The sequence below is a fragment of the Pseudomonas sp. H2_D02 genome (genome assembly GCF_054677635.1).
The window spans coordinates 3,852,806-3,871,223 of sequence record NZ_CP162816.1 but is presented as its reverse complement, the minus strand read 5'-3'; the positions used below and the strand labels follow the sequence as shown (position 1 = coordinate 3,871,223).

Here is an 18,418-nt window from a genome sequence, read left to right as displayed (position 1 = left end):
CGGGCTGGCTGGAAACCGTCTAGCGAGGATGAGGCCCAACAGCGATGCTGGCCTGATTACCAGATTCGGTCAGCCGCACATCAACATCGATGAACTGCTGGATGACAGCGGCATTCGTTCGGATGTGATTGCTCAGGCGCACCGTGGTGAGTTGGCCCGCACCGGCAATTGCCATCGGCAGCATCAGTTGATCCGCCAAGTGATTGCCTACCGCTGAGTTCGATTGAGCCCACGCTTTGAATTCGTCGATCGCCTCGTCAGCCACCTGCTCCGCACGCAGGCGTTCTTGCCCGATGCTGCTGAACACCTCGGTTGTCCCTGCCTTCATGGCGATGATCGATACGACATTGCCTGGCCCCGCCTGCTCCCCCAGCTCGGTAACGGACAGATCGTGCCGCTCCAGCCCGAGCCTTGCCGCGAGCCGATCAAGCTCCCGGTTGCCAATCGAGGCAGGAAGCGCCGAAACCAGCGCTCCGGCCGAAACGATAGTCACGGGTTCCCTCTCACCGCACAACGCCAGCGGGTGAAGGGCCGAAGGTCGTACGGTGGCTTCCGCCACGCCGCCTCCGCCGGGCACGAATCCATGCTTGACCAGCGTCAGTTCTACCTGCGCCCCCATGCGTTGGATCAAGGGCAGCCACGCCTTCTGGATGAAATCGAAGGGCGGCGCGGCTGGATTATGCGTCCCCCCACTGATCCGGACTGTACTGGGGCCATCCGCTTGCAAGAGCGCAGGCAGCAAGGTCTGCAACACCAGCATCGTGCTGCCGGCGGTCCCGATTGCAAATGAATAGTCCCCTGCCCTTACGCTCCCGGGCCGGAATTCAATGGCTGTCGAGTTGAGTTCCGCCCCGAGGATCCTGGCGCCACAAATTTCAGCCGCAGCCTGCACCGCGGTCAGGTGCTGGCGCAACAATCCGGGACGGGAGCGCTTGCCGCGTATCCCCGTTATCCGGAACGGTCGACCGGTAATGATGGAAAGGCTGAGGGCGGTACGGAGCACCTGCCCTCCTCCGTGGGTGCCGTCTATCAGAGTCAGATCCTGGCTCATCGATCAGCCCTTCACGCAGACGACTTGGCGCAAGGTATGGACGACTTCCACCAGGTCGCGCTGGGCCTCCATGACCGCGTCGATGTCTTTGTAAGCCATCGGGATTTCGTCGATGACGGCTTCATCCTTGCGGCACTCGACATGGGCGGTCGCCCGAACCTGGTCCTCGACGGTGAACACCTCTTTCGCCTTGGTACGGCTCATCACTCGGCCGGCACCATGCGAGCAACTGCAGAACGCCTCTTCATTCCCCAGTCCACGCACAATGAAACTCTTGGCGCCCATCGACCCCGGAATAATCCCCATCTGCCCCTTCTGCGCGGAGACGGCGCCTTTGCGCGTAAGGAGGATGTCCTCACCGAAATAGGTGCCCCGCTCCACATAGTTATGGTGGCAGTCGACGGCGACCAGCCGGGACTCGAAAGGCTTGGTGATGATCGACCGCACGGCGTCGAGCACCGCAAGCATCATGACCGCGCGGTTCTGCTTGGCGAAGTCCTGGGCCCATTCAACCGCCTCGACGTAGTCATCGAAGCTGGACGTGCCTTCGCGCAGGTAGGCCAGGTCCCGGTCAGGCAAGTTGACCATGTGCTTGCGCATTTCCTCGCGGGCCTTCTCGATGAAGTAGGTGCCGATCATGTTCCCTACGCCACGGGAACCGGTGTGAAGCATCACCCAGACATGGTCGGCTTCGTCCAGGCAGACCTCGACGAAATGGTTGCCGGTGCCCAACGTCCCGAGGTGTTTGCGGTTGTTGGTCTTTTTCAGGCGCGGGTGCTTGTCGGTGATGAGGTCGAACCGGCCTTCGAGCGCCGACCAGGCCTGGTCGACGATTTGCGGCGTGGTTTCCCAGGCTCCCTTGTCACGGCCGTTGCGCCCGGAAGTGCGTCCATGCGGAACAGCTTTTTCAATGGCCGTACGCAGGCCAAACAGGTTATCGGGAAGGTCGGCGGCGCGAAGCGAAGTGCGCACTGCCGACATTCCGCACCCGAGGTCGACCCCGACGGCTGCGGGAATCACCGCACCCTTGGTCGGGATCACGCTGCCGATCGTCGAGCCTTTCCCCAAATGAACATCGGGCATGACTGCCATGTGCTTGAACACGAACGGCATCTGCGCAGTGTTCATCAGCTGTTGCTTGGCCTCCGGCTCGACCGGGACACCACGGGTCCACATCTTGATCGGCTTACCGTTTTCGACTTCAAGCAATTGATAGGTTTGGGTGGTCATTGTTTCGCTCCTGTTTTTTGTGTGGGAACTCCATAGCGAGCGGCATGCCAATTTGATCGTTGGCGGATCATAAATTATTTATGTTATTGATTTATAAATGATTATTGAAACTCTGAAAGCGTTCTTCGCTCCGTTGCTATGCGATGGGTCGATAAAATATCTATACTTTTCTATCGAAACATATCTTTCAGGATAGATCGCAATGCGCGCCAAAAAGACAGTCGCCATCGGAATTCTAGGATCGAAGCTCGACCGTGTGGGAAAAGGTTCGCAGCGCTGGAACAAATGGCGCCCCACCCTCTCGCTGTGCCAACAGCCCGACCTGCTGATCGATCGGCTTGAACTGATTCACGGGGAAGCACGCTGGGATACCGATCTTGCCCTGAAAGTCGCGGCGGATATCGCCCAGGTATCGCCTGAAACCGAGGTTCGCCTGCACCCCATGGCGCTGCAAAATCCCTGGGATTTCGAGGAGGTGTATGCCTCGCTGCATGACTTCGCGGCGGGCTATCCGTTTGACACCGCCGGCGAGGATTACCTTGTCCACATCACCACGGGTACCCACGTCCAGCAGATCGTCTGGTTCCTGCTGGCCGAGTCCCGCCACATCCCCGCCAAACTGATACAGACCCAACCCAGTGGCGCGCGGGAGGACGATTCTGCCCCGGCAGGCAGACATGTCGTCACCGATCTCGACCTGCAGCGCTACGACCAGATCGCCAAGCGATTCCAGGCTGAACGCCTGCAAGGCACGGAGTTGCTCAAGTCAGGCATTGCGACACGCAACTCGGCTTTCAACCGGACCATCGAGCAGATTGAACGGGTCGCCGCTCGATCCCGGGCTCCCATCCTGATCAGCGGCCCCACGGGGGCGGGAAAATCGTTTCTGGCGCGGCAGATCTACGAACTCAAGCGTGGTCGCCACCAGGTCGATGGCACGTTCGTCGAGGTCAACTGCGCCACCTTGCGCGGCGATACCGCGATGTCGACATTGTTTGGCCATACCAAAGGTGCGTTCACCGGCGCGCAACAGGCGCGAGAAGGGTTGTTGCGCTCGGCACACAGGGGCGTGTTGTTCCTCGACGAGATCGGCGAGCTGCCGCTCGATGAACAAGCGATGCTCCTGAAAGCGATCGAGGAAAAAAGATTCTTGCCGATGGGCTCCGATAAAGAAGTCGAGTCTGACTTCACCTTGATCGCCGGTACCAATCGAGACCTGCAGGCGCGTGTCATCGAAGGCCGGTTCCGCGAAGATTTACTCGCCAGGATCAACATCTGGACATTCGTCCTGCCTGGCCTGGCCAACCGCAGCGAGGACATCGAACCTAACATCGATTTCGAGCTACAGCGATATGCCAGGGACAACGGTCACAGGGTTCGCTTCAGTGCCGAAGCCCGACGCCGATATTTGTCGTTCGCCACGAGTAGGGATGCGAACTGGTCCGGAAACTTCAGGCAGCTCTCAGCGTCAATCACGCGCATGGCGACCCTGGCGGATAGCGGCCGCATCGACATGGCGCTTGTGGAGGATGAGTTGGAGCGACTGCGCCAGGACTGGCGATTGCCGGCAACCTCCGATCCATTGTCCGAGCACTTGGCTAACGCCGGACTTGAGATCGACCTGTTCGATCGCCTGCAACTGGAGTCGGTCTTGAGGGTGTGTCGCACAGCGGCAAGCCAGGCGGACGCCGGGCGCAAGCTCTTCGCCCATAGCCGGACAGCCAAGGCATCGCCTAACGATTCCGATCGAATCCGAAAATTCCTGGCTCGATTCAATATCACCTGGAGCCAGGTTCACGCGCTTTCAGGGCCGCGTCGTTGAGCTATGCCGATGCCCTTCTTAGTTCTCCATCGAATAACAAAGAGTTGCGTACAACAAACAATCAAACCGTCACTTTCAAATCCACGCCCAGTGCCTCGGCAAATGCCTTGACCAAGGGGCTGCGCACGATGTTATGGCGCAGGATCAGACTGAACGGCGTGACAATGTTGATCAGGTCCGGACGAACGGCGCGAAACTCTCCCCGCGCCACCATCGGCGCGGCGTAATGCTGGGGCAGGAAGCCCAGGAAACGGCCCGTCTTGATCAGCAGCGCAACGGCTTCCACCTGGGTGGCCGACGCGGAAAAGCTGTCGTAGCGGGCGAATTTCAATTTGTCGCGATGAACCGCATAGCGATGGTTGATGCACTCGTGTTCCTTGAGCACATCTTCGCCCATGTCCGCATCCGCCATGGAAAACAGCGGGTGATCGACGGCGCAATAAACCTCCGAGCGCTCTTCATAAAGTGCGTAATAGTCGAATTCTTCGCGCTTTTGATAAATCGGCACGATTCCCGCTACCAACCGTCCCTCGACGACACCTCTTTCAACTTCATCAAGTTGCGTGGCCTGAAGTTGAAACCTGACCTTGGGCGATTGTTCATTGATCTGTCTAAGCGCAGCAACTAACGGAGAGTTTGAATCCGAGATCGTGTTGTCAATAACGCCTATACCCAGGTCGCCGACAAGTTCGTTTTGCGCGGAACTAAGTCGGTCGCGAAAGTTGTCGACCGAGGCAAACAAATCGATTGACGCCTGATACACCAGGCGTCCTTCTTCCGTCAGGTGAAACCCCTCTCGCCCCCGTGTGCAAAGGCGCATTCCGATGCGGATTTCCAGGTCGGAAATCTGTTTGCTGATGGCTGCCAGCCCCACATTCAGCTCATTCTGCGCGGCGCTGAAGCCGCCCGCCTCGACCACGGCCTTGAAGACTTTGAGCAGTTTGAAGTCCAGCCCGCTGAGGGCCAGTGGCGCCCGTTGCGGCGCCTTCGGCGGCGGGTTTCCGGAATTGGAAAGTGGGGTTTCCATAATGCTTATTTACCTCTGGCGCCCTATTCAACAACCTGTGCCCAACAACAAAAACACGCTGGCCTAATAATAATGATCACAGAAAACCAGGCTTGGCAACTGCCAATAAATCCCGAGGATCAGCGCCAAACCGCTGATCTGGAAACATCAAAAGCTGACACTTCGATCAGCTCTCGCACTGATGCAACTGCCCCCTTGAAAACTGCTCTGGCCTGACTTCGCTCGCCGATTTTTGTGGCGGCGTCATGGCCTGGAGTACCCGTTTCAGTTCGCGTTACCGACGAGGAAAACAACAATGTCCCAAACCACCGACCGTCTCTGGGGTGCCCGTTTCAAAAGCGGACCTTCCGAAGCCTTGGCGGCCCTGTCCCGTTGTCCTGAACGTTACTTCCGGCTCACCCCGTACGACCTCGCCGGGTCCAAGGCCCATGCCCGGGAATTGCAGCGCGCCGGACTGCTTGGCGAGCAGGAAACCCTGACGATGCTCGACGCGCTGGAGCGTATCGGCGCGGATTACCGCGCCGGCAGCATTGCCCCGACCCTGGATGACGAAGACGTCCATACCTTCATCGAGCGGCTGCTGACCGAGCGCCTGGGTGCCCTGGGTGGCAAGCTGCGGGCCGGTCGTTCGCGCAACGACCAGACCGCCAACGACCTGCGGCTGTTCCTGCGTGACCATGTGCGCACCCTGGCCGTAGAGGTGCTGGGCCTGCAGCAGGCGCTGGTGGATCAGGCCGAGCAGCATGTCGAGAGCATCTGCCCCGGATTTACTCACCTGCAGCAAGCACAACCGATCGTGTTTGCCCATCACTTGCTCGCCCATGCCCAATCGATGCTGCGCGACGTGCAGCGCCTGGTGGACTGGGACGCGCGCACGTCACTGTCCCCGCTGGGTGCGGCGGCCATGGCGGGCTCGGCAATCGCTCGCTTACCTCAGCAGTCGGCAAAGGAAATGGGTTACAGCGGTGTCTGCGAGAACTCCATCGACGCCGTGGCCAGCCGAGATCACGTCGCCGAGTTCCTGTTCATCGCCAGTATGCTCGGCATCAACATCTCACGCCTCGCCGAGGAGTTCTGCCTGTGGTCGTCGCGGCAGTTTCGCTGGGTTGAACTGGACGATGCCTACGCGACCGGCAGTTCGATCATGCCGCAGAAAAAGAACCCGGACATCGCCGAACTGGCGCGGGGCAAGGCGGGCCGGCTGATCGGCAACCTGACCGGGTTGTTGTCCACGCTCAAATCGTTGCCGCTGTCCTATAACCGCGACTTGAGCGAAGACAAGCACGGCGTGCTCGACAGCGTCGACACCCTGCTGCTGGTGCTGCCGGCCATGGCCGGGATGGTTGCGACGATGAAGGTCAACGTCGAGGAACTGCGACGCCAGGCGCCGCTGGGCTTTACCCTCGCCACCGAAGTCGCCGACTGGCTGGCGGTGCGCGGCGTGCCGTTCAAGGAGGCCCATGAAATCACTGGGGCACTGGTCCAGGCGTGCGAGAAACACGGCATCGAATTGTGGGACGCCTCCGCGGCGCTGCTGGCGGAAATCGACCCGCGGCTCACCCCGGAAGTCCGCGAAAGCCTGACCCTCGAGGCCGCCATCGCTGCGCGCAGCGGCTGGGGAGGCACTGCGCCGCAACAGGTGCGTGAACAGATCAGCCGCCTGAAAACCGCCCTCGCCGCCCAGCAGCGATGGACCGAGGACTATCAAGGATTTCGTCTTTGAACCAGCGCCACTAAACCTGTGGGAGCGAGCTTGCTCGCGATTACGGTTTCACTTTCAACATCAACTTGGCTGATCCGCCGCTATCGCGAGCAAGCTCGCTCCCACAGTGATGGCGGCGAAACCAAGTACGGAGAACCAACATGAGCCAGACACAGGCAGAACGACTCCAGGCGGAGCGCAAGCTGGCGGAAAACCAGTTCGACATCACCCAGTACGACCACGTGCCCCGACGCTACTACGGGCGGATTTTCTTCGCCACGGTGATCGTCATCGCACTCATCGGCCTGGTGCGTGCCTTCGCCGAGGGCAAGATCGAGTGGTCCTACATAGGTCAGTTCCTGACCTCCCAGGCGATCATGTGGGGCTTGCTCAATACCATCGTCATGGCGGTGCTGGCGATGGCGCTGGGTATCGTGTTCGGCGTGATCACCGCGATCATGCGCATGTCGGCCAACCCCATCCTGCGTTACGTGGCGTTGACCTATACCTGGCTGTTTCGCGGCACCCCACTGATCCTGCAACTGCTGTTGTGGTTCAACCTGGCGCTGATCTTCCCCACCATCGGCATCCCCGGCCTGTTCGAGATGGACACCGTGAGCCTGATGACGCCGTTCGTGGCTGCGCTGTTTGGCTTGAGCATCAACCAGGGCGCCTACACCGCCGAAGTGGTGCGCGCCGGCCTGCTCTCGGTGGACACCGGGCAATACGAAGCCGCCAAGTCCATCGGCATGCCGCGCCTGCAAGCGCTGCGCCGGATCATCCTGCCCCAGGCCATGCGCATCATCATCCCGCCGGTGGGCAACGAGTTCATCAGCATGGTCAAGATGACCTCGCTGGCGAGCGTCATCCAGTACTCGGAACTGCTCTACAACGCCCAGAACATCTACTACGCCAACGCCCGCGTGATGGAGCTGCTGATCGTCGCCGGGATCTGGTACCTGGCCACCGTCACCGTCCTGTCCTTTGGCCAAAGCCGCCTGGAGCGTCGTTTCGCCCGCGGCGCCGGCAAGCGTTCTTGAGGAGCCCCACATGAGAAGCATCGTCAAGGCCGTGGGCCTGAACAAATATTACGACCAGTTCCACGCGCTGAAGGACATCGACATCGAAGTCGAGCAAGGCGAAGTGTTGTGCATCATCGGCCCCTCCGGTTCGGGCAAGAGCACCTTGCTGCGCTGCGTCAACCAGCTGGAAAAAATCGACAAGGGCGGCTTGTGGGTCGACGGCGAACTGGTGGGTTACCGGATCGTCGGCAACAAGCTGCACGAACTCAACGAAACGCAAGTGGCCCGCCAGCGCCTGTCCACCGGCATGGTGTTCCAGCGTTTCAACCTGTTCCCGCACATGACCGTGCTACAGAACATCATCGAAGGGCCGTGCCAGGTGCTCAAGCGCTCCCCGAAAGAGGCGAATGAAGAAGCCCTGGAATTGCTCGCCCGCGTCGGCCTGGCCGACAAGCGCAACAGCTACCCGATCGAACTGTCGGGCGGCCAGCAGCAACGCGTTGCCATTGCCCGCGCGCTGGCCATGCGGCCCAAGCTGATGCTGTTCGATGAACCCACTTCGGCACTCGACCCGGAACTGGTCGGTGAGGTGCTGTCGGTGATGCGCGATCTTGCGCAGACCGGCATGACCATGATCGTCGTCACCCATGAACTGGGCTTCGCCCGCGAGGTTTCCAACCGCATGGTGTTCATGGACGAAGGACAGATCGTGGAGGCTGGAAGCCCCGAAGAAATACTAATAAGTCCGCAAAACCCTCGCACCCAGAGCTTCATTTCTGCCGTTCGAACCTAAGCGCCGGTTGGCGCTCACAACACTCATAAGAGAACGACCATGAAGAACTTCATCATTCCCGCAGTACTCGCAAGCGTCATGGCCTCAGGCTTCGCCTTCGCGGCCGAATTGCCGGCCAGCATCAAGGCCAAGGGCGAGATCGTCGTAGCGATCATGCCGAACTACCCGCCGATGGACTTCAAGGACCCGGCCACCAACACCCTCACCGGCTTTGACTACGACCTGGGCAATGCCCTGGCGGAGCGCCTGGGCGTGAAGATCAAATGGCAGGAAACCGGCTTCGAACAGATGATCAACGCCCTGACGACCGACCGCGTGGACATGGTGCTGTCGGGCATGACCGACACCGCCGAGCGTCAGGCCAGCGTGACCTTCATCGATTATTTCACCAGCGGCCCGCAGTTCTACACCTTGCAGAAAAACAAGGACACCAACGAGATCGTCGACCTGTGCGGCAAGAAAGTCGGTACCAGCCGCCGCACCAACTTCCCGGCGGAAATCGCCGCGTGGAGCAAGGCCAACTGTGAAGCCGCCGACAAGCCCGCGATCAATGTGATCGGCACCGAAGGCTCGGCCGATGCCCGTGCGCAACTGCGCCAGAGCCGCATCGACGCGGCCATGCAAGGCAGCGAAACCCTGCCGTACCTCAAGACCCAGGAAAAGGACATGTACAAGACCGTGGGCCTGCCAATCTCCGAGCAGTACAGCGGGATGGGCGTGAGCAAGAAGAAACCTGAGCTCAGCGAGGCAGTGAAGGTTGCGCTGCAAAGCATGATCGATGACGGCAGCTACCAGGTGATTCTCAAGAAGTGGGACTTGGAGCTGGGTGCGATCAAGACGGTGACGATCAACGCCGGGAAGTGATAGCGCAGGCAACCTGAATCCAATGTGGGAGCGAGCTTGCTCGCGAAAGCGGTGTATCAGCCGGCGCAGATGTTGAATGTGCCGGCTTCATCGCGAGCAAGCTCGCTCCCACAGGGATGGGTTGTGTATTTGAAAGATTATTGGAGCACTACAGATGTCCTCCTCAACCCAACCCACCTGGCCTGACAACTACAAAGCCTGCCTCGCCCTGGCCTTCGATCTCGATGGCCCGACCGGCGATGCCATGCTAAACGGCTCGATCTGGCGCAAGCCCGAATACTTCGGCTTCGGTGGCTACGGCCCTTACCGGGCACTGCCACGCTTGCTCGATCTGCTGGATGAGTTCCGTATCCCGACGACATTCTTCGTCCCGGCCTGGGTCGTGGAGAACTGGCCTAAACAGTGCCAGGCGATCGTCGAGCGCGGCCATGAGGTGGCTTATCACGGCTACAAGCACGAATCGTTCTACGCCCTGACGCTGGAACAGCAAAAGGACGTGATGAAGATCTCCCGCGAGGTGTTCTGGCAGCACTTGAACATCCGCGCCGAAGGCTTCCGTACGCCGTCCGGCGACTGGCGCGCCGAAACCCCGGCCATGTTGGTCGAGGCCGGTGTGACCTACTCCAGCAGCATGCGCGGCGATGACCGGCCGTACCTGGTGAACGTGCCGGGGTTCGATAGGCCGCTGGTGGAAATCCCCGGCCGCTGGGAAATGGACGACTACGCCTCCCTGGCCTACACCCGCGCGCCGAACTTCCCTTCCGGGCTGGATCGCACGGCGAGTTACGCGCTGACCCTGGATAACTGGTGCCGCGAATACGACGGCGCCATGGACGAAGGCTTATGCCTGACCACCCTCTTCCACCCCAAGATTACCGGCAAGCCGGGCCGCATCCTGCTGCTGGAAAAACTCTTCGAACACATGCGCACCCGCGATGACGTGTGGTTCGCCACCTGCCGTGACGTCGCCCAGTGGTGGCTCAAGGAGCATCATCATGGCTGATTCGCCAATCTGGCCGAACGGCCATCGCTGCGCCGTGGTATTGACCGTGGATTACAACGACATCCACGGCATTCTCACGCAGGCCCCGGAAGTCGCCGGACGTGACAAGACCCTGTCAGTGTGGCGCTACGGCACCCAACGCGGCGTCGAGCGGTTGCTCGACCTGTTCCAGGAACTCGGCGTCCCCAGCAGTTGGTTCGTTCCCGGTATCGTTGCCGAGGAAAACCCCGGGCACATCCAGGCGATCCTGGCCGACGGCCATGAAGTCGCCTGCGCCGGCTATCGCCATCAGGACTACGACACACTGGACCTGGCGGCGCAAAGCGACGACATCGCCAAGGGCTGCGAAACCCTGGCCAGGCTGACCGGCCAACGCCCGGTCGGCTTTCGAATCCCGGCGGGCAATGGCGCGCCGGGGTTCATCGAGGCCTTGAAAGACCAGGGCATTCGCTGGTCCTCGTCGTGGCGCGGCGATGACTTGCCATTCGCCCACCCGACTGCACCTGGCGTGATCGAGGTGCCGCTGCATTATGAGCTCGAAGACGAGCCCTACTTCGCCTTCAACCTGAGCCCGGCGGTGCCACCCGCACAATCGCGGATCGCCTCCTACAGCCACACCTTGGGCAACCTGCAGATGGACTTCGCCGGGTTCCACCGGTTTGGCCTTTGCTACGTGCTCCGCCTGCACCCGGAAATCATCGCCACGCCAGGACGGATAGGCGTGCTGCGTGAATTGATCAAGGGCATCCAACAACACGATGACGTGTGGATCGCCACGGGCGCCGAGGTCGCGCAGTGGTGGGCAGCAACCGCAGCGCCGGTGGCCGAGGACCATCCGGCGTCGGTCTATGAGCGGCATTATCGGGGCGATGTTTCAGGGGGCTATCTTTCATGAGCGAACGCTTGCTACGCCTGGCGCAATTCTGCGTGGACCTGCGATCCGAAGACTTACCACCTGCGTTGGTGACACAAGCCAAGCGGCACATCCTTGATACCTTCGGCGCTGCGCTGGCCGGCGCCGACAGCGGTGTCGCCGAACAGGCCCGCAAGGTCTTCGTCGGTGAAGCAGGAAAAGTCCCGGTCTGGGGCACTGGCGTGAAGGTTTGCGCGTCCCAGGCGGCGATGCTCAACGGCGTCGCCGCCCATGCCCTGGAGCTGGACGACACTGGTGGTTGCGATCACTCCGGTGCGGTCGTCCTGCCAGCAGTGATGGCAGCAATGACACTGCTTTCCCAGCCTGTAAGTGGTCGCGAATTCATCAATGCCGTAGTGATCGGCTACGAAGTGGGCCGTCGGGTGCTCGAAGCCTGCGGCGGTTATTCCGCCCACAACGGCGCCGGTTGGCATTCCACCGCAACCTGCGGCGTATTCGGGGCAGCCGCCGCCTGCGCACGCATCCTCGGCCTGGATGTGCGCCAGACCTCTGCGGCCCTGGGCATTGCCGGCAGTTTCAGCGGCGGCTTGTGGGCGTTCATCCATGACGGCTCGCAAAGCAAGAAACTGCACAGCGGACGTGCCGCGGAAGGAGGCCTGCTGGCGGCGCGATTTGCCCGGCAAGGCATCACCGGCCCGACGCAATTGTTCGACGACGTCTGGGGTGGTTTCCTGAAAACCCTGGCTCCGGCAACGTCATCGCCTGAAGCGCTGGATGCAGGTCTCGGTGTGGTCTGGAAGCTCGCCCGCTGCTCGATCAAACCCTACGCGTCGTGCCGAGGCACGCATTCGGCCATCGACGCCCTGGGCCTGCTGCTGGGTCAATTGAACGTACGACTCGACCAGATTGAAGACATACACGTTTCGCTGAGCGGATTTCTGCACGACATGTGTGGCGGCCGAGATGTCACTACCCTTGCCGTGCGCGCAAATGAGCCTGCCGTATGCCTTGGCCGCGCGACTGGTGCAAGGGCATTGCCGGTTGCAGGCCTACGACGACCTGCAACGCAACGATCCATGCATGGGCCAATGGATGTCGCGCATCCACCTTGAAGTTGACCCGCTACTGTCCGAGGATGGCGAGCCGCTGGTCACGCTGCGGACCGTGGACGGTCGGCAGGCGAGCCTGTGCGTAGACGTGCCATTGGGTGCGCCAGGCAATCCACTGGGTGATGGGGTCCTGGAGGAGAAGTTTCTCGACCTGGCGACGCGGGTGATGCCACCGGCGCAGGCGGCTGGACTGATGGAACAACTGCGCTGCATTGAACAGCTGGAATCCGTTCGCACACTGGAACGGTGGCTGGCTTGATCACTCTGGCTCCGGTTCGCGGATCATCGCGGCGCACGCCAACATCTGAATAAGGACATTTGCATCACCGTGGCCACTTACTCGCTCGTTATTCGACGCTTGATGATCGTGTCACTGACCATCGTCGTCAGCCGCGCCATTACCAGCCCTTTGCTCACGCTGTTCTTGAGCAACAAGTTGGGCCTGGACCAACAGGACGTCGGCTTGCTGCTCGGCATCGCGGTGTTCACCGCCACCCTGTTGGCCCTCTACGGCGGCTACATCATCGACCGCCTGGAAAAGCGCCGGTTGCTGATCCTGGCGATGCTCTCCAGCGCCATCGGCTTCGTCCTGCTGACTTTTGCCGAAAACCTCTACCTGACCACCCTGACCGTCGTTATCACCGAGACGGCGTCCGCGCTGTTCCTGATCGGCTCCAAAGCGATCCTCAGCGAAAACCTGCCCATCGGCCAGCGCGCCAAGGCGTTTTCCCTGCGCTACACCCTGACCAACATTGGCTACGCCACCGGTCCCATGCTCGGTGTGGTGATTGCCGGTGTCTATCCGATTGCGCCGTTCCTGATTGCCGGAGGCATCGCATTTGCGAGCATCTTCCTGATGACCGGCATCCCCAGCGACACAGCATCAAAACCGGCCCTGGCGCCACCGCCCAGTTTCCTCAAGACATTGAAGACCCTGAAAAACGACCGCACCCTGATCATGTTCACCGGCGGCTGCCTGCTCAGCACCGTCGTACACGGCCGCTTCACCCTCTATCTGTCGCAGTACCTGCTGGTAACCCACGATTCCAAACGCGCGCTGCAAATCATGGCCGCCCTACTCGCCTGCAACGCCATCACGGTCATCCTGCTGCAATACCAGATCGGCCGGTTCCTCGACCGCGAAAAGCTGCGCCACTGGATCGCCGCAGGCACCGGCCTGTTCATCCTGGGCCTGGTCGGCTTCAGCCTGGCGGACGACATGCTGACCTGGTGCGTGGCCATGTTCATCTTCACCCTCGGTGAGATGATCATCTACCCGGCCGAATTCCTGTTCGTCGACACGCTGGCCCCGGAAGAACTGCGCGGCAGCTACTACGGCGCGCAAAACCTCGCAGCCCTCGGTGGCGCCCTGAGCCCGGTGATCTGCGGCTATCTGCTGCTGCACACCCCGGCCCCGACCATGTTCTATGCCCTGAGCGCATTGACCGCCATGGGTGGGCTGCTGTGTTACCTGAGCGGTCGTCGGGTGGCGGTTGTGCAGAAGTGATGTGCTGGCCAGGTAAACGGGGCTAGCGCCCTCACCTACTCCACCGCCTCAACCACACCCTGATCCTCACCCAGGAACCCGCCGCTCTGATGATGCCAAAGCCGCGCATACGTACCATTCTTGCCGAGCAATTCGGCGTGGGTGCCCTGCTCGATGATCCGCCCTTCATCCATGACGATGAGCTTGTCCATGGCCGCGATCGTCGACAAGCGATGGGCAATGGCGATCACGGTCTTGCCCTTCATCATTTCATCGAGGCTTTCCTGGATTGCCACTTCGACTTCTGAATCCAGTGCGCTGGTGGCTTCGTCCAGCAGCAGGATCGGGGCATTCTTGAGCATCACCCGGGCGATGGCGATGCGTTGGCGCTGGCCGCCGGAAAGCTTGATGCCACGTTCACCGACGAGGGTGTCGTAGCCGGAGTGGCCTTGCTTGTCGCTCAGTTGATTGATGAATCCATCGGCCTGGGCACTGGCTGCGGCACTGCGGATTTGTTCGTCCGTCGCGTCAGGTCGGCCATAGGCGATGTTGTCACGGATGGACCGGTGCAGCAGCGATGTGTCCTGGGTGACCATGCCGATGGCGCTACGCAGGCTGTCCTGGGTGATATGGGCAATGTTCTGCCCGTCGATCCGGATCTCGCCGCTGTCCACGTCGTAGAAGCGTAGCAGCAGGTTGATCAGCGTTGATTTTCCGGCACCGGAGCGTCCCACCAGGCCGATTTTTTCGCCCGGGCGAATGCTCAGGCTCAATCCATCGAGGACCTGGCGTTCGCCGTTGTAGTTGAAGCTCACGTTGTCGAAGGTCACCGCGCCACCGGTGGTGACCAGCACGCCGGCGTCTGGTTTATCTTGCACCTTGGGGCCACGGGTGAGGGTCGCCATGCCATCCTGCACGGTGCCGATGTTCTCGAACAGCGAGGTCATTTGCCACATGATCCAGTGCGACATGCCATTGATGCGCAACGCCATGGCCGTAATCGCCGCGACAGCGCCAGTGCCCACTTCGCCTTGATGCCACAGCCACAGGGCATAACCGCCTGAGCCCATGATCAACGCGACCACCAATGCCTGATTGACGATCTCGAACTGGCTGACCAGGCGCATCTGGCGAAAACCGGTCTGCTTGAAATCCTCCATGGCGGCGCGGGCGAAATGGGCTTCGCGCTTGGAATGGGAGAATAGCTTCACCGTGGTGATGTTGGTGTAGGCGTCGGAGATACGCCCGGTCATCGACGACCGCGCATTGGCCTGTTCCTGCCCGACTTTCTCCAGGCGCGGCACGAAGTAGCGCATGGCAACACCGAACAAGACCACCCAGGCAATGAAAGGCAGCATCAACTTCAAATCAAAGCCGCCAGCCAACGCGATGATTGCGATGAAGTAAACGCCGATCCCGGGAATGATCTCGATGAGGGTGAACAGCACCTCGCGCACCGACAGCGCCGTCTGCATCACTTTGGTGGTGACCCGGCCGGAGAACTCGTCGGAGAAGAACGAAAGGCTTTGTCGCAGCATCAGCCGATGAAAATCCCAGCGCAGCCGCAACGGCAGGTTGATCGCCAAGACCTGGTGCTGAACCATCGTGCGCAACGCGACCAGGCCAATGCTGGTGACCAGCATGATGCCGATCCCCCACAACACCCGGCTTTCCTGCCCGGCCGCATCGCCACCTGACTGCCAGGTGGAAAGCAGGTCCACCACTTGCCCGAGGAAAGAAAACAGCCAGGCTTCGTAGATCGACACACCGGCGCTGAGCAGCGCGAACGCCAGGATGTAACCGCGAGCGCCCCGGGTGCAGGCCCACAGGAACCGGGCCAGACCGTCGGGTGGCGGTGGGACTTCGTCGGGCGGGAAAGGGTCGAGCCGTTGTTCGAATGCGTGAAGCATGGTGATCTCCAAAACGATCTGACAGGGAGATTCTGGCATTTAACGATGGATTTGAGGACTTTCGAGGGGCCATCAGCTTATGTGCCTAGGTCATCCGTCCTATAGGCAGTTTCCAGGAATGACTGCTATAACCAATTCCACATGCCATCTGCACGTAAAAGGAGTTTTGCGTGCGCGCCTTGAATGATTCGAGACTGATAGGGAGATCACCTCTGTGGTGGATGTTCTTCGATTTGATCAAAACGCCACGTTCCTGCACGCCGCCCACCTCACTACCGAGCCGTTGCGACCGGGCACCGGGCCCATTGCAGTGATCCGCGCATCTTGGAAGCCGTGATGGCAATCACCCAGAACAATCGTCTGGTCCAGGTCGACAGTCCCCTCGGCGCGGACACCCTGTTGTTGCAAGGCATGGATGGCAGTGAAGAGCTGGGGCGGTTGTTCCACTACGAATTGGACCTCACCTCGGAAAACCGCGCGATCCAGTTCGACCAGTTGCTCGGCAAGCCGATGGGCCTGACCCTCGAGCTATACGACGGCGGCAAACGCTACTTCCACGGCATCGTCAGCAATTGTCGGCAGTTGACGGGGCACGGCCAATTCGCCGGTTACCGCGTCAGCCTGCGTCCTTGGTTCTGGCTGCTCACGCGCACCTCCGATTGCCGGATTTTCCAGAACAAGACCGTGCCGGACATCATCAAGCAAGTGTTCCGTGACCTCGGTTTCTCGGACTTCGAAGACAGCCTGAGCGGTAGCTACCGCGAGTGGGAATACTGCGTGCAGTACCGCGAGACCAGCTTCGACTTCGTCAGCCGGCTGATGGAGCAGGAAGGCATTTATTACTACTTTCGCCATGAGAAGGCCCGTCATGTGCTGGTCCTGGCCGATGCCTACGGCGCGCACTCCACGGCGGCGGACTATGCCTCGGTGCCCTTCTACCCGCCCGATCGGCAGATGCGCGAGCGCGATCATTTTTATGATTGGCAAATGGCCCGGGAGGTGCAGCCTGGTTCGCTGGCGCTGAACGACTACGACTTTTTGCGCCCCCGCGCCAGCCTCGAGGTGCGTTCCAGTGTGCCGCGCAATCACACTAACGGCGAGTACCCGCTCTATGACTATCCCGGTGAATACGTCCAAAGCAACGACGGCGACCACTACGCGCGTACCCGTATCGAAGCCATTCACAGCCAGTTCGAGCGCGTGCAGTTGCGCGGTCGCGCCCGCGGGCTGGGCTGCGGCCATTTGTTCACGCTGACCGGCTACGACCGCGCGGACCAGAACCGCGAATACCTGGTGGTCATCGCCCGCTATCAGATCCGCCAGGAGGCCTATGAAAGCGGCCAACCGGACCTGGCCGAACAGTTCGTCAGCGAACTGGACTGCATGGATGCCAGCCAGGTCTTCCGTCCCCTGCCCCTCACACCCATGCCCATCGTTCGCGGCCCCCAGACTGCCGTGGTGGTCGGACCCGGTGGGGAGGAAATCTGGACCGACCAATACGGCCGGGTCAAAGTGCATTTCCATTGGGACCGCCATGACCAGTCCAACGAAAACAGCTCCTGCTGGATTCGCGTATCCCAGGCCTGGGCCGGCAAGAATTGGGGTTCGGTGCAGATTCCGAGGATCGGCCAGGAAGTCATCGTCAGCTTCCTCGAAGGGGATCCGGACCGGCCGATCATCACCGGCCGCGTCTATAACGCCGAGCAGACGGTGCCCTACAAGTTGCCGGCCAATGCCACCCAGAGCGGGGTGAAAAGCCGCTCAAGCAAGGACGGCACCCAGGCCAACTTCAATGAAATCCGCATGGAAGACAAGAAAGGTGCGGAGCAACTGTTCATCCATGCCGAGAAGAACCAGGACATCGAGGTCGAGAACGACGAGACCCACTGGGTCGGGCATGACCGCAGCAAAACCATCGACAATGACGAGACCGTACGCGTCAAACACGACCGCACGGAAAGGGTCGACAACAACGAAACGATTTCCATCGGCGTCGACCGTACCGAGGACGTCGGCAATGACGAGAAGATCACCATAGGCGCCAATCGCACCGAGCGCGTTGGCAACAACGAGACCATCACCATCGGTGCGGACCGCACGGAAAAGGTCGGCGCCAACGAGAAAATCAGCATCGCCAGCAATCGCACGGAAGACGTCGGTGGCAACGAGACCATCGGCATCTCTGGCAACCGCAACGAGACGGTCCAGGGCAACGAAGGAATCGAGATCAATGGCAACCAGGGCACGCGGATCGGCCAGAACGAATCCCGGGACGTCGCGCAAAACCGCAGCACCGGCATCAAGCAGAACGACAGCCTGGACGTGGGCAAGCATTTCTCCCTCAACGCCGGCGACTCGATCAGCCTGACCACGGGCGCGGCCAGCATCACCCTGAAAAAAGACGGCAGCATTGTGATCAGCGGCAAGAACATCACCATCGACGGCTCCGGTGCCATCAACATCAAGGCCAACAAGAACGTGGTCGTCAAAGGCCAGAAGATCCTGCAGAACTAGCCACGGAGTGG

13 protein-coding genes and 1 pseudogene are annotated in these 18,418 nt (G+C 60.7%); 10 read left to right on the top strand and 4 right to left on the bottom strand.

Annotated elements, in window-relative coordinates:
* Positions 1 to 19 precede the first annotated feature (19 nt).
* Together rtcA and AB4N42_RS17785 are read right to left on the bottom strand one after the other, a co-directional pair.
* Positions 20 to 1,051, bottom strand: a complete 1,032-nt coding sequence (gene rtcA, locus AB4N42_RS17790; RefSeq protein WP_460115079.1) for an RNA 3'-terminal phosphate cyclase — start codon at positions 1,049 to 1,051, stop codon at positions 20 to 22.
* A 3-nt stretch (positions 1,052 to 1,054) separates the two neighbouring features.
* Positions 1,055 to 2,281, bottom strand: a complete 1,227-nt coding sequence (locus tag AB4N42_RS17785; protein WP_460115078.1) for an RtcB family protein — start codon at positions 2,279 to 2,281, stop codon at positions 1,055 to 1,057.
* A gap of 202 nt (positions 2,282 to 2,483) precedes the next feature.
* Between AB4N42_RS17785 and rtcR the strand changes: the two genes are divergently transcribed.
* Positions 2,484 to 4,103 carry an RNA repair transcriptional activator RtcR gene (gene rtcR, locus AB4N42_RS17780; RefSeq protein ID WP_431145490.1) on the top strand — a complete coding sequence of 540 codons (1,620 nt, stop codon included), beginning with the start codon at positions 2,484 to 2,486 and terminating at the stop codon, positions 4,101 to 4,103.
* A 61-nt stretch (positions 4,104 to 4,164) separates the two neighbouring features.
* Here the strand turns inward: rtcR and AB4N42_RS17775 are convergent, their stop codons facing one another.
* Positions 4,165 to 5,130: a LysR family transcriptional regulator gene (locus AB4N42_RS17775; protein ID WP_460115077.1), complete on the bottom strand. Its 966-nt coding sequence runs from the start codon at positions 5,128 to 5,130 to the stop codon at positions 4,165 to 4,167.
* Between the two features lie 295 nt (positions 5,131 to 5,425).
* Here AB4N42_RS17775 and argH point away from each other — a divergent pair, with 295 nt between their 5' ends.
* The 8 genes and pseudogenes from argH (at position 5,426) to AB4N42_RS17735 (ending at position 14,004) form a co-directional block, all read left to right on the top strand.
* Positions 5,426 to 6,853, top strand: a complete 1,428-nt coding sequence (gene argH / locus AB4N42_RS17770; RefSeq protein ID WP_407683612.1) for an argininosuccinate lyase — start codon at positions 5,426 to 5,428, stop codon at positions 6,851 to 6,853.
* 140 nt (positions 6,854 to 6,993) lie between these two features.
* Complete coding sequence (locus AB4N42_RS17765) at positions 6,994 to 7,872, top strand: amino acid ABC transporter permease (RefSeq protein ID WP_030138893.1); 879 nt, start codon at positions 6,994 to 6,996, stop codon at positions 7,870 to 7,872.
* A gap of 10 nt (positions 7,873 to 7,882) precedes the next feature.
* A complete protein-coding gene (locus AB4N42_RS17760; RefSeq protein WP_030138894.1) occupies positions 7,883 to 8,647 on the top strand; it encodes an amino acid ABC transporter ATP-binding protein in 765 nt (254 codons plus the stop codon).
* Between the two features lie 39 nt (positions 8,648 to 8,686).
* Positions 8,687 to 9,511, top strand: a complete 825-nt coding sequence (locus tag AB4N42_RS17755; RefSeq protein ID WP_460115076.1) for an ABC transporter substrate-binding protein — start codon at positions 8,687 to 8,689, stop codon at positions 9,509 to 9,511.
* A 154-nt stretch (positions 9,512 to 9,665) separates the two neighbouring features.
* On the top strand, positions 9,666 to 10,514 hold the full coding sequence (locus AB4N42_RS17750; RefSeq protein WP_460115075.1) for a polysaccharide deacetylase family protein: 849 nt from the start codon (positions 9,666 to 9,668) through the stop codon (positions 10,512 to 10,514).
* Complete coding sequence (locus AB4N42_RS17745) at positions 10,507 to 11,409, top strand: polysaccharide deacetylase family protein (protein WP_030138897.1); 903 nt, start codon at positions 10,507 to 10,509, stop codon at positions 11,407 to 11,409. The genes AB4N42_RS17750 and AB4N42_RS17745 overlap by 8 nt, the downstream gene beginning before the upstream one ends.
* Positions 11,406 to 12,756: pseudogene (locus AB4N42_RS17740) on the top strand (MmgE/PrpD family protein). Before AB4N42_RS17745 ends, AB4N42_RS17740 begins: the two are co-directional and overlap by 4 nt.
* 69 nt (positions 12,757 to 12,825) lie before the next feature.
* Positions 12,826 to 14,004: an MFS transporter gene (locus AB4N42_RS17735; RefSeq protein ID WP_460115074.1), complete on the top strand. Its 1,179-nt coding sequence runs from the start codon at positions 12,826 to 12,828 to the stop codon at positions 14,002 to 14,004.
* A gap of 35 nt (positions 14,005 to 14,039) precedes the next feature.
* On the opposite strand, the gene AB4N42_RS17730 is transcribed toward AB4N42_RS17735, so the two are convergent.
* Positions 14,040 to 15,893, bottom strand: coding sequence for an ABC transporter ATP-binding protein (locus AB4N42_RS17730; RefSeq protein ID WP_334597649.1), 1,854 nt, complete (start codon positions 15,891 to 15,893; stop codon positions 14,040 to 14,042).
* 336 nt (positions 15,894 to 16,229) lie between these two features.
* Between AB4N42_RS17730 and AB4N42_RS17725 the strand changes: the two genes are divergently transcribed.
* Positions 16,230 to 18,407, top strand: coding sequence for a type VI secretion system Vgr family protein (locus tag AB4N42_RS17725; protein WP_217859488.1), 2,178 nt, complete (start codon positions 16,230 to 16,232; stop codon positions 18,405 to 18,407).
* Positions 18,408 to 18,418 lie beyond the last annotated feature (11 nt).

Excerpts from the sequence above, each read along its gene's own strand:
- rtcA (WP_460115079.1), bottom strand. The coding sequence starts at position 1,051 with ATGAGCCAGGATCTGACTCTGATAGACGGCACCCACGGAGGAGGGCAG.
- AB4N42_RS17785 (WP_460115078.1), bottom strand. The coding sequence starts at position 2,281 with ATGACCACCCAAACCTATCAATTGCTTGAAGTCGAAAACGGTAAGCCG.
- rtcR (WP_431145490.1), top strand. The coding sequence starts at position 2,484 with ATGCGCGCCAAAAAGACAGTCGCCATCGGAATTCTAGGATCGAAGCTC.
- AB4N42_RS17775 (WP_460115077.1), bottom strand. The coding sequence starts at position 5,130 with ATGGAAACCCCACTTTCCAATTCCGGAAACCCGCCGCCGAAGGCGCCG.
- argH (WP_407683612.1), top strand. The coding sequence starts at position 5,426 with ATGTCCCAAACCACCGACCGTCTCTGGGGTGCCCGTTTCAAAAGCGGA.
- AB4N42_RS17765 (WP_030138893.1), top strand. The coding sequence starts at position 6,994 with ATGAGCCAGACACAGGCAGAACGACTCCAGGCGGAGCGCAAGCTGGCG.
- AB4N42_RS17760 (WP_030138894.1), top strand. The coding sequence starts at position 7,883 with ATGAGAAGCATCGTCAAGGCCGTGGGCCTGAACAAATATTACGACCAG.
- AB4N42_RS17755 (WP_460115076.1), top strand. The coding sequence starts at position 8,687 with ATGAAGAACTTCATCATTCCCGCAGTACTCGCAAGCGTCATGGCCTCA.
- AB4N42_RS17750 (WP_460115075.1), top strand. The coding sequence starts at position 9,666 with ATGTCCTCCTCAACCCAACCCACCTGGCCTGACAACTACAAAGCCTGC.
- AB4N42_RS17745 (WP_030138897.1), top strand. The coding sequence starts at position 10,507 with ATGGCTGATTCGCCAATCTGGCCGAACGGCCATCGCTGCGCCGTGGTA.
- AB4N42_RS17730 (WP_334597649.1), bottom strand. The coding sequence starts at position 15,893 with ATGCTTCACGCATTCGAACAACGGCTCGACCCTTTCCCGCCCGACGAA.
- AB4N42_RS17725 (WP_217859488.1), top strand. The coding sequence starts at position 16,230 with ATGGCAATCACCCAGAACAATCGTCTGGTCCAGGTCGACAGTCCCCTC.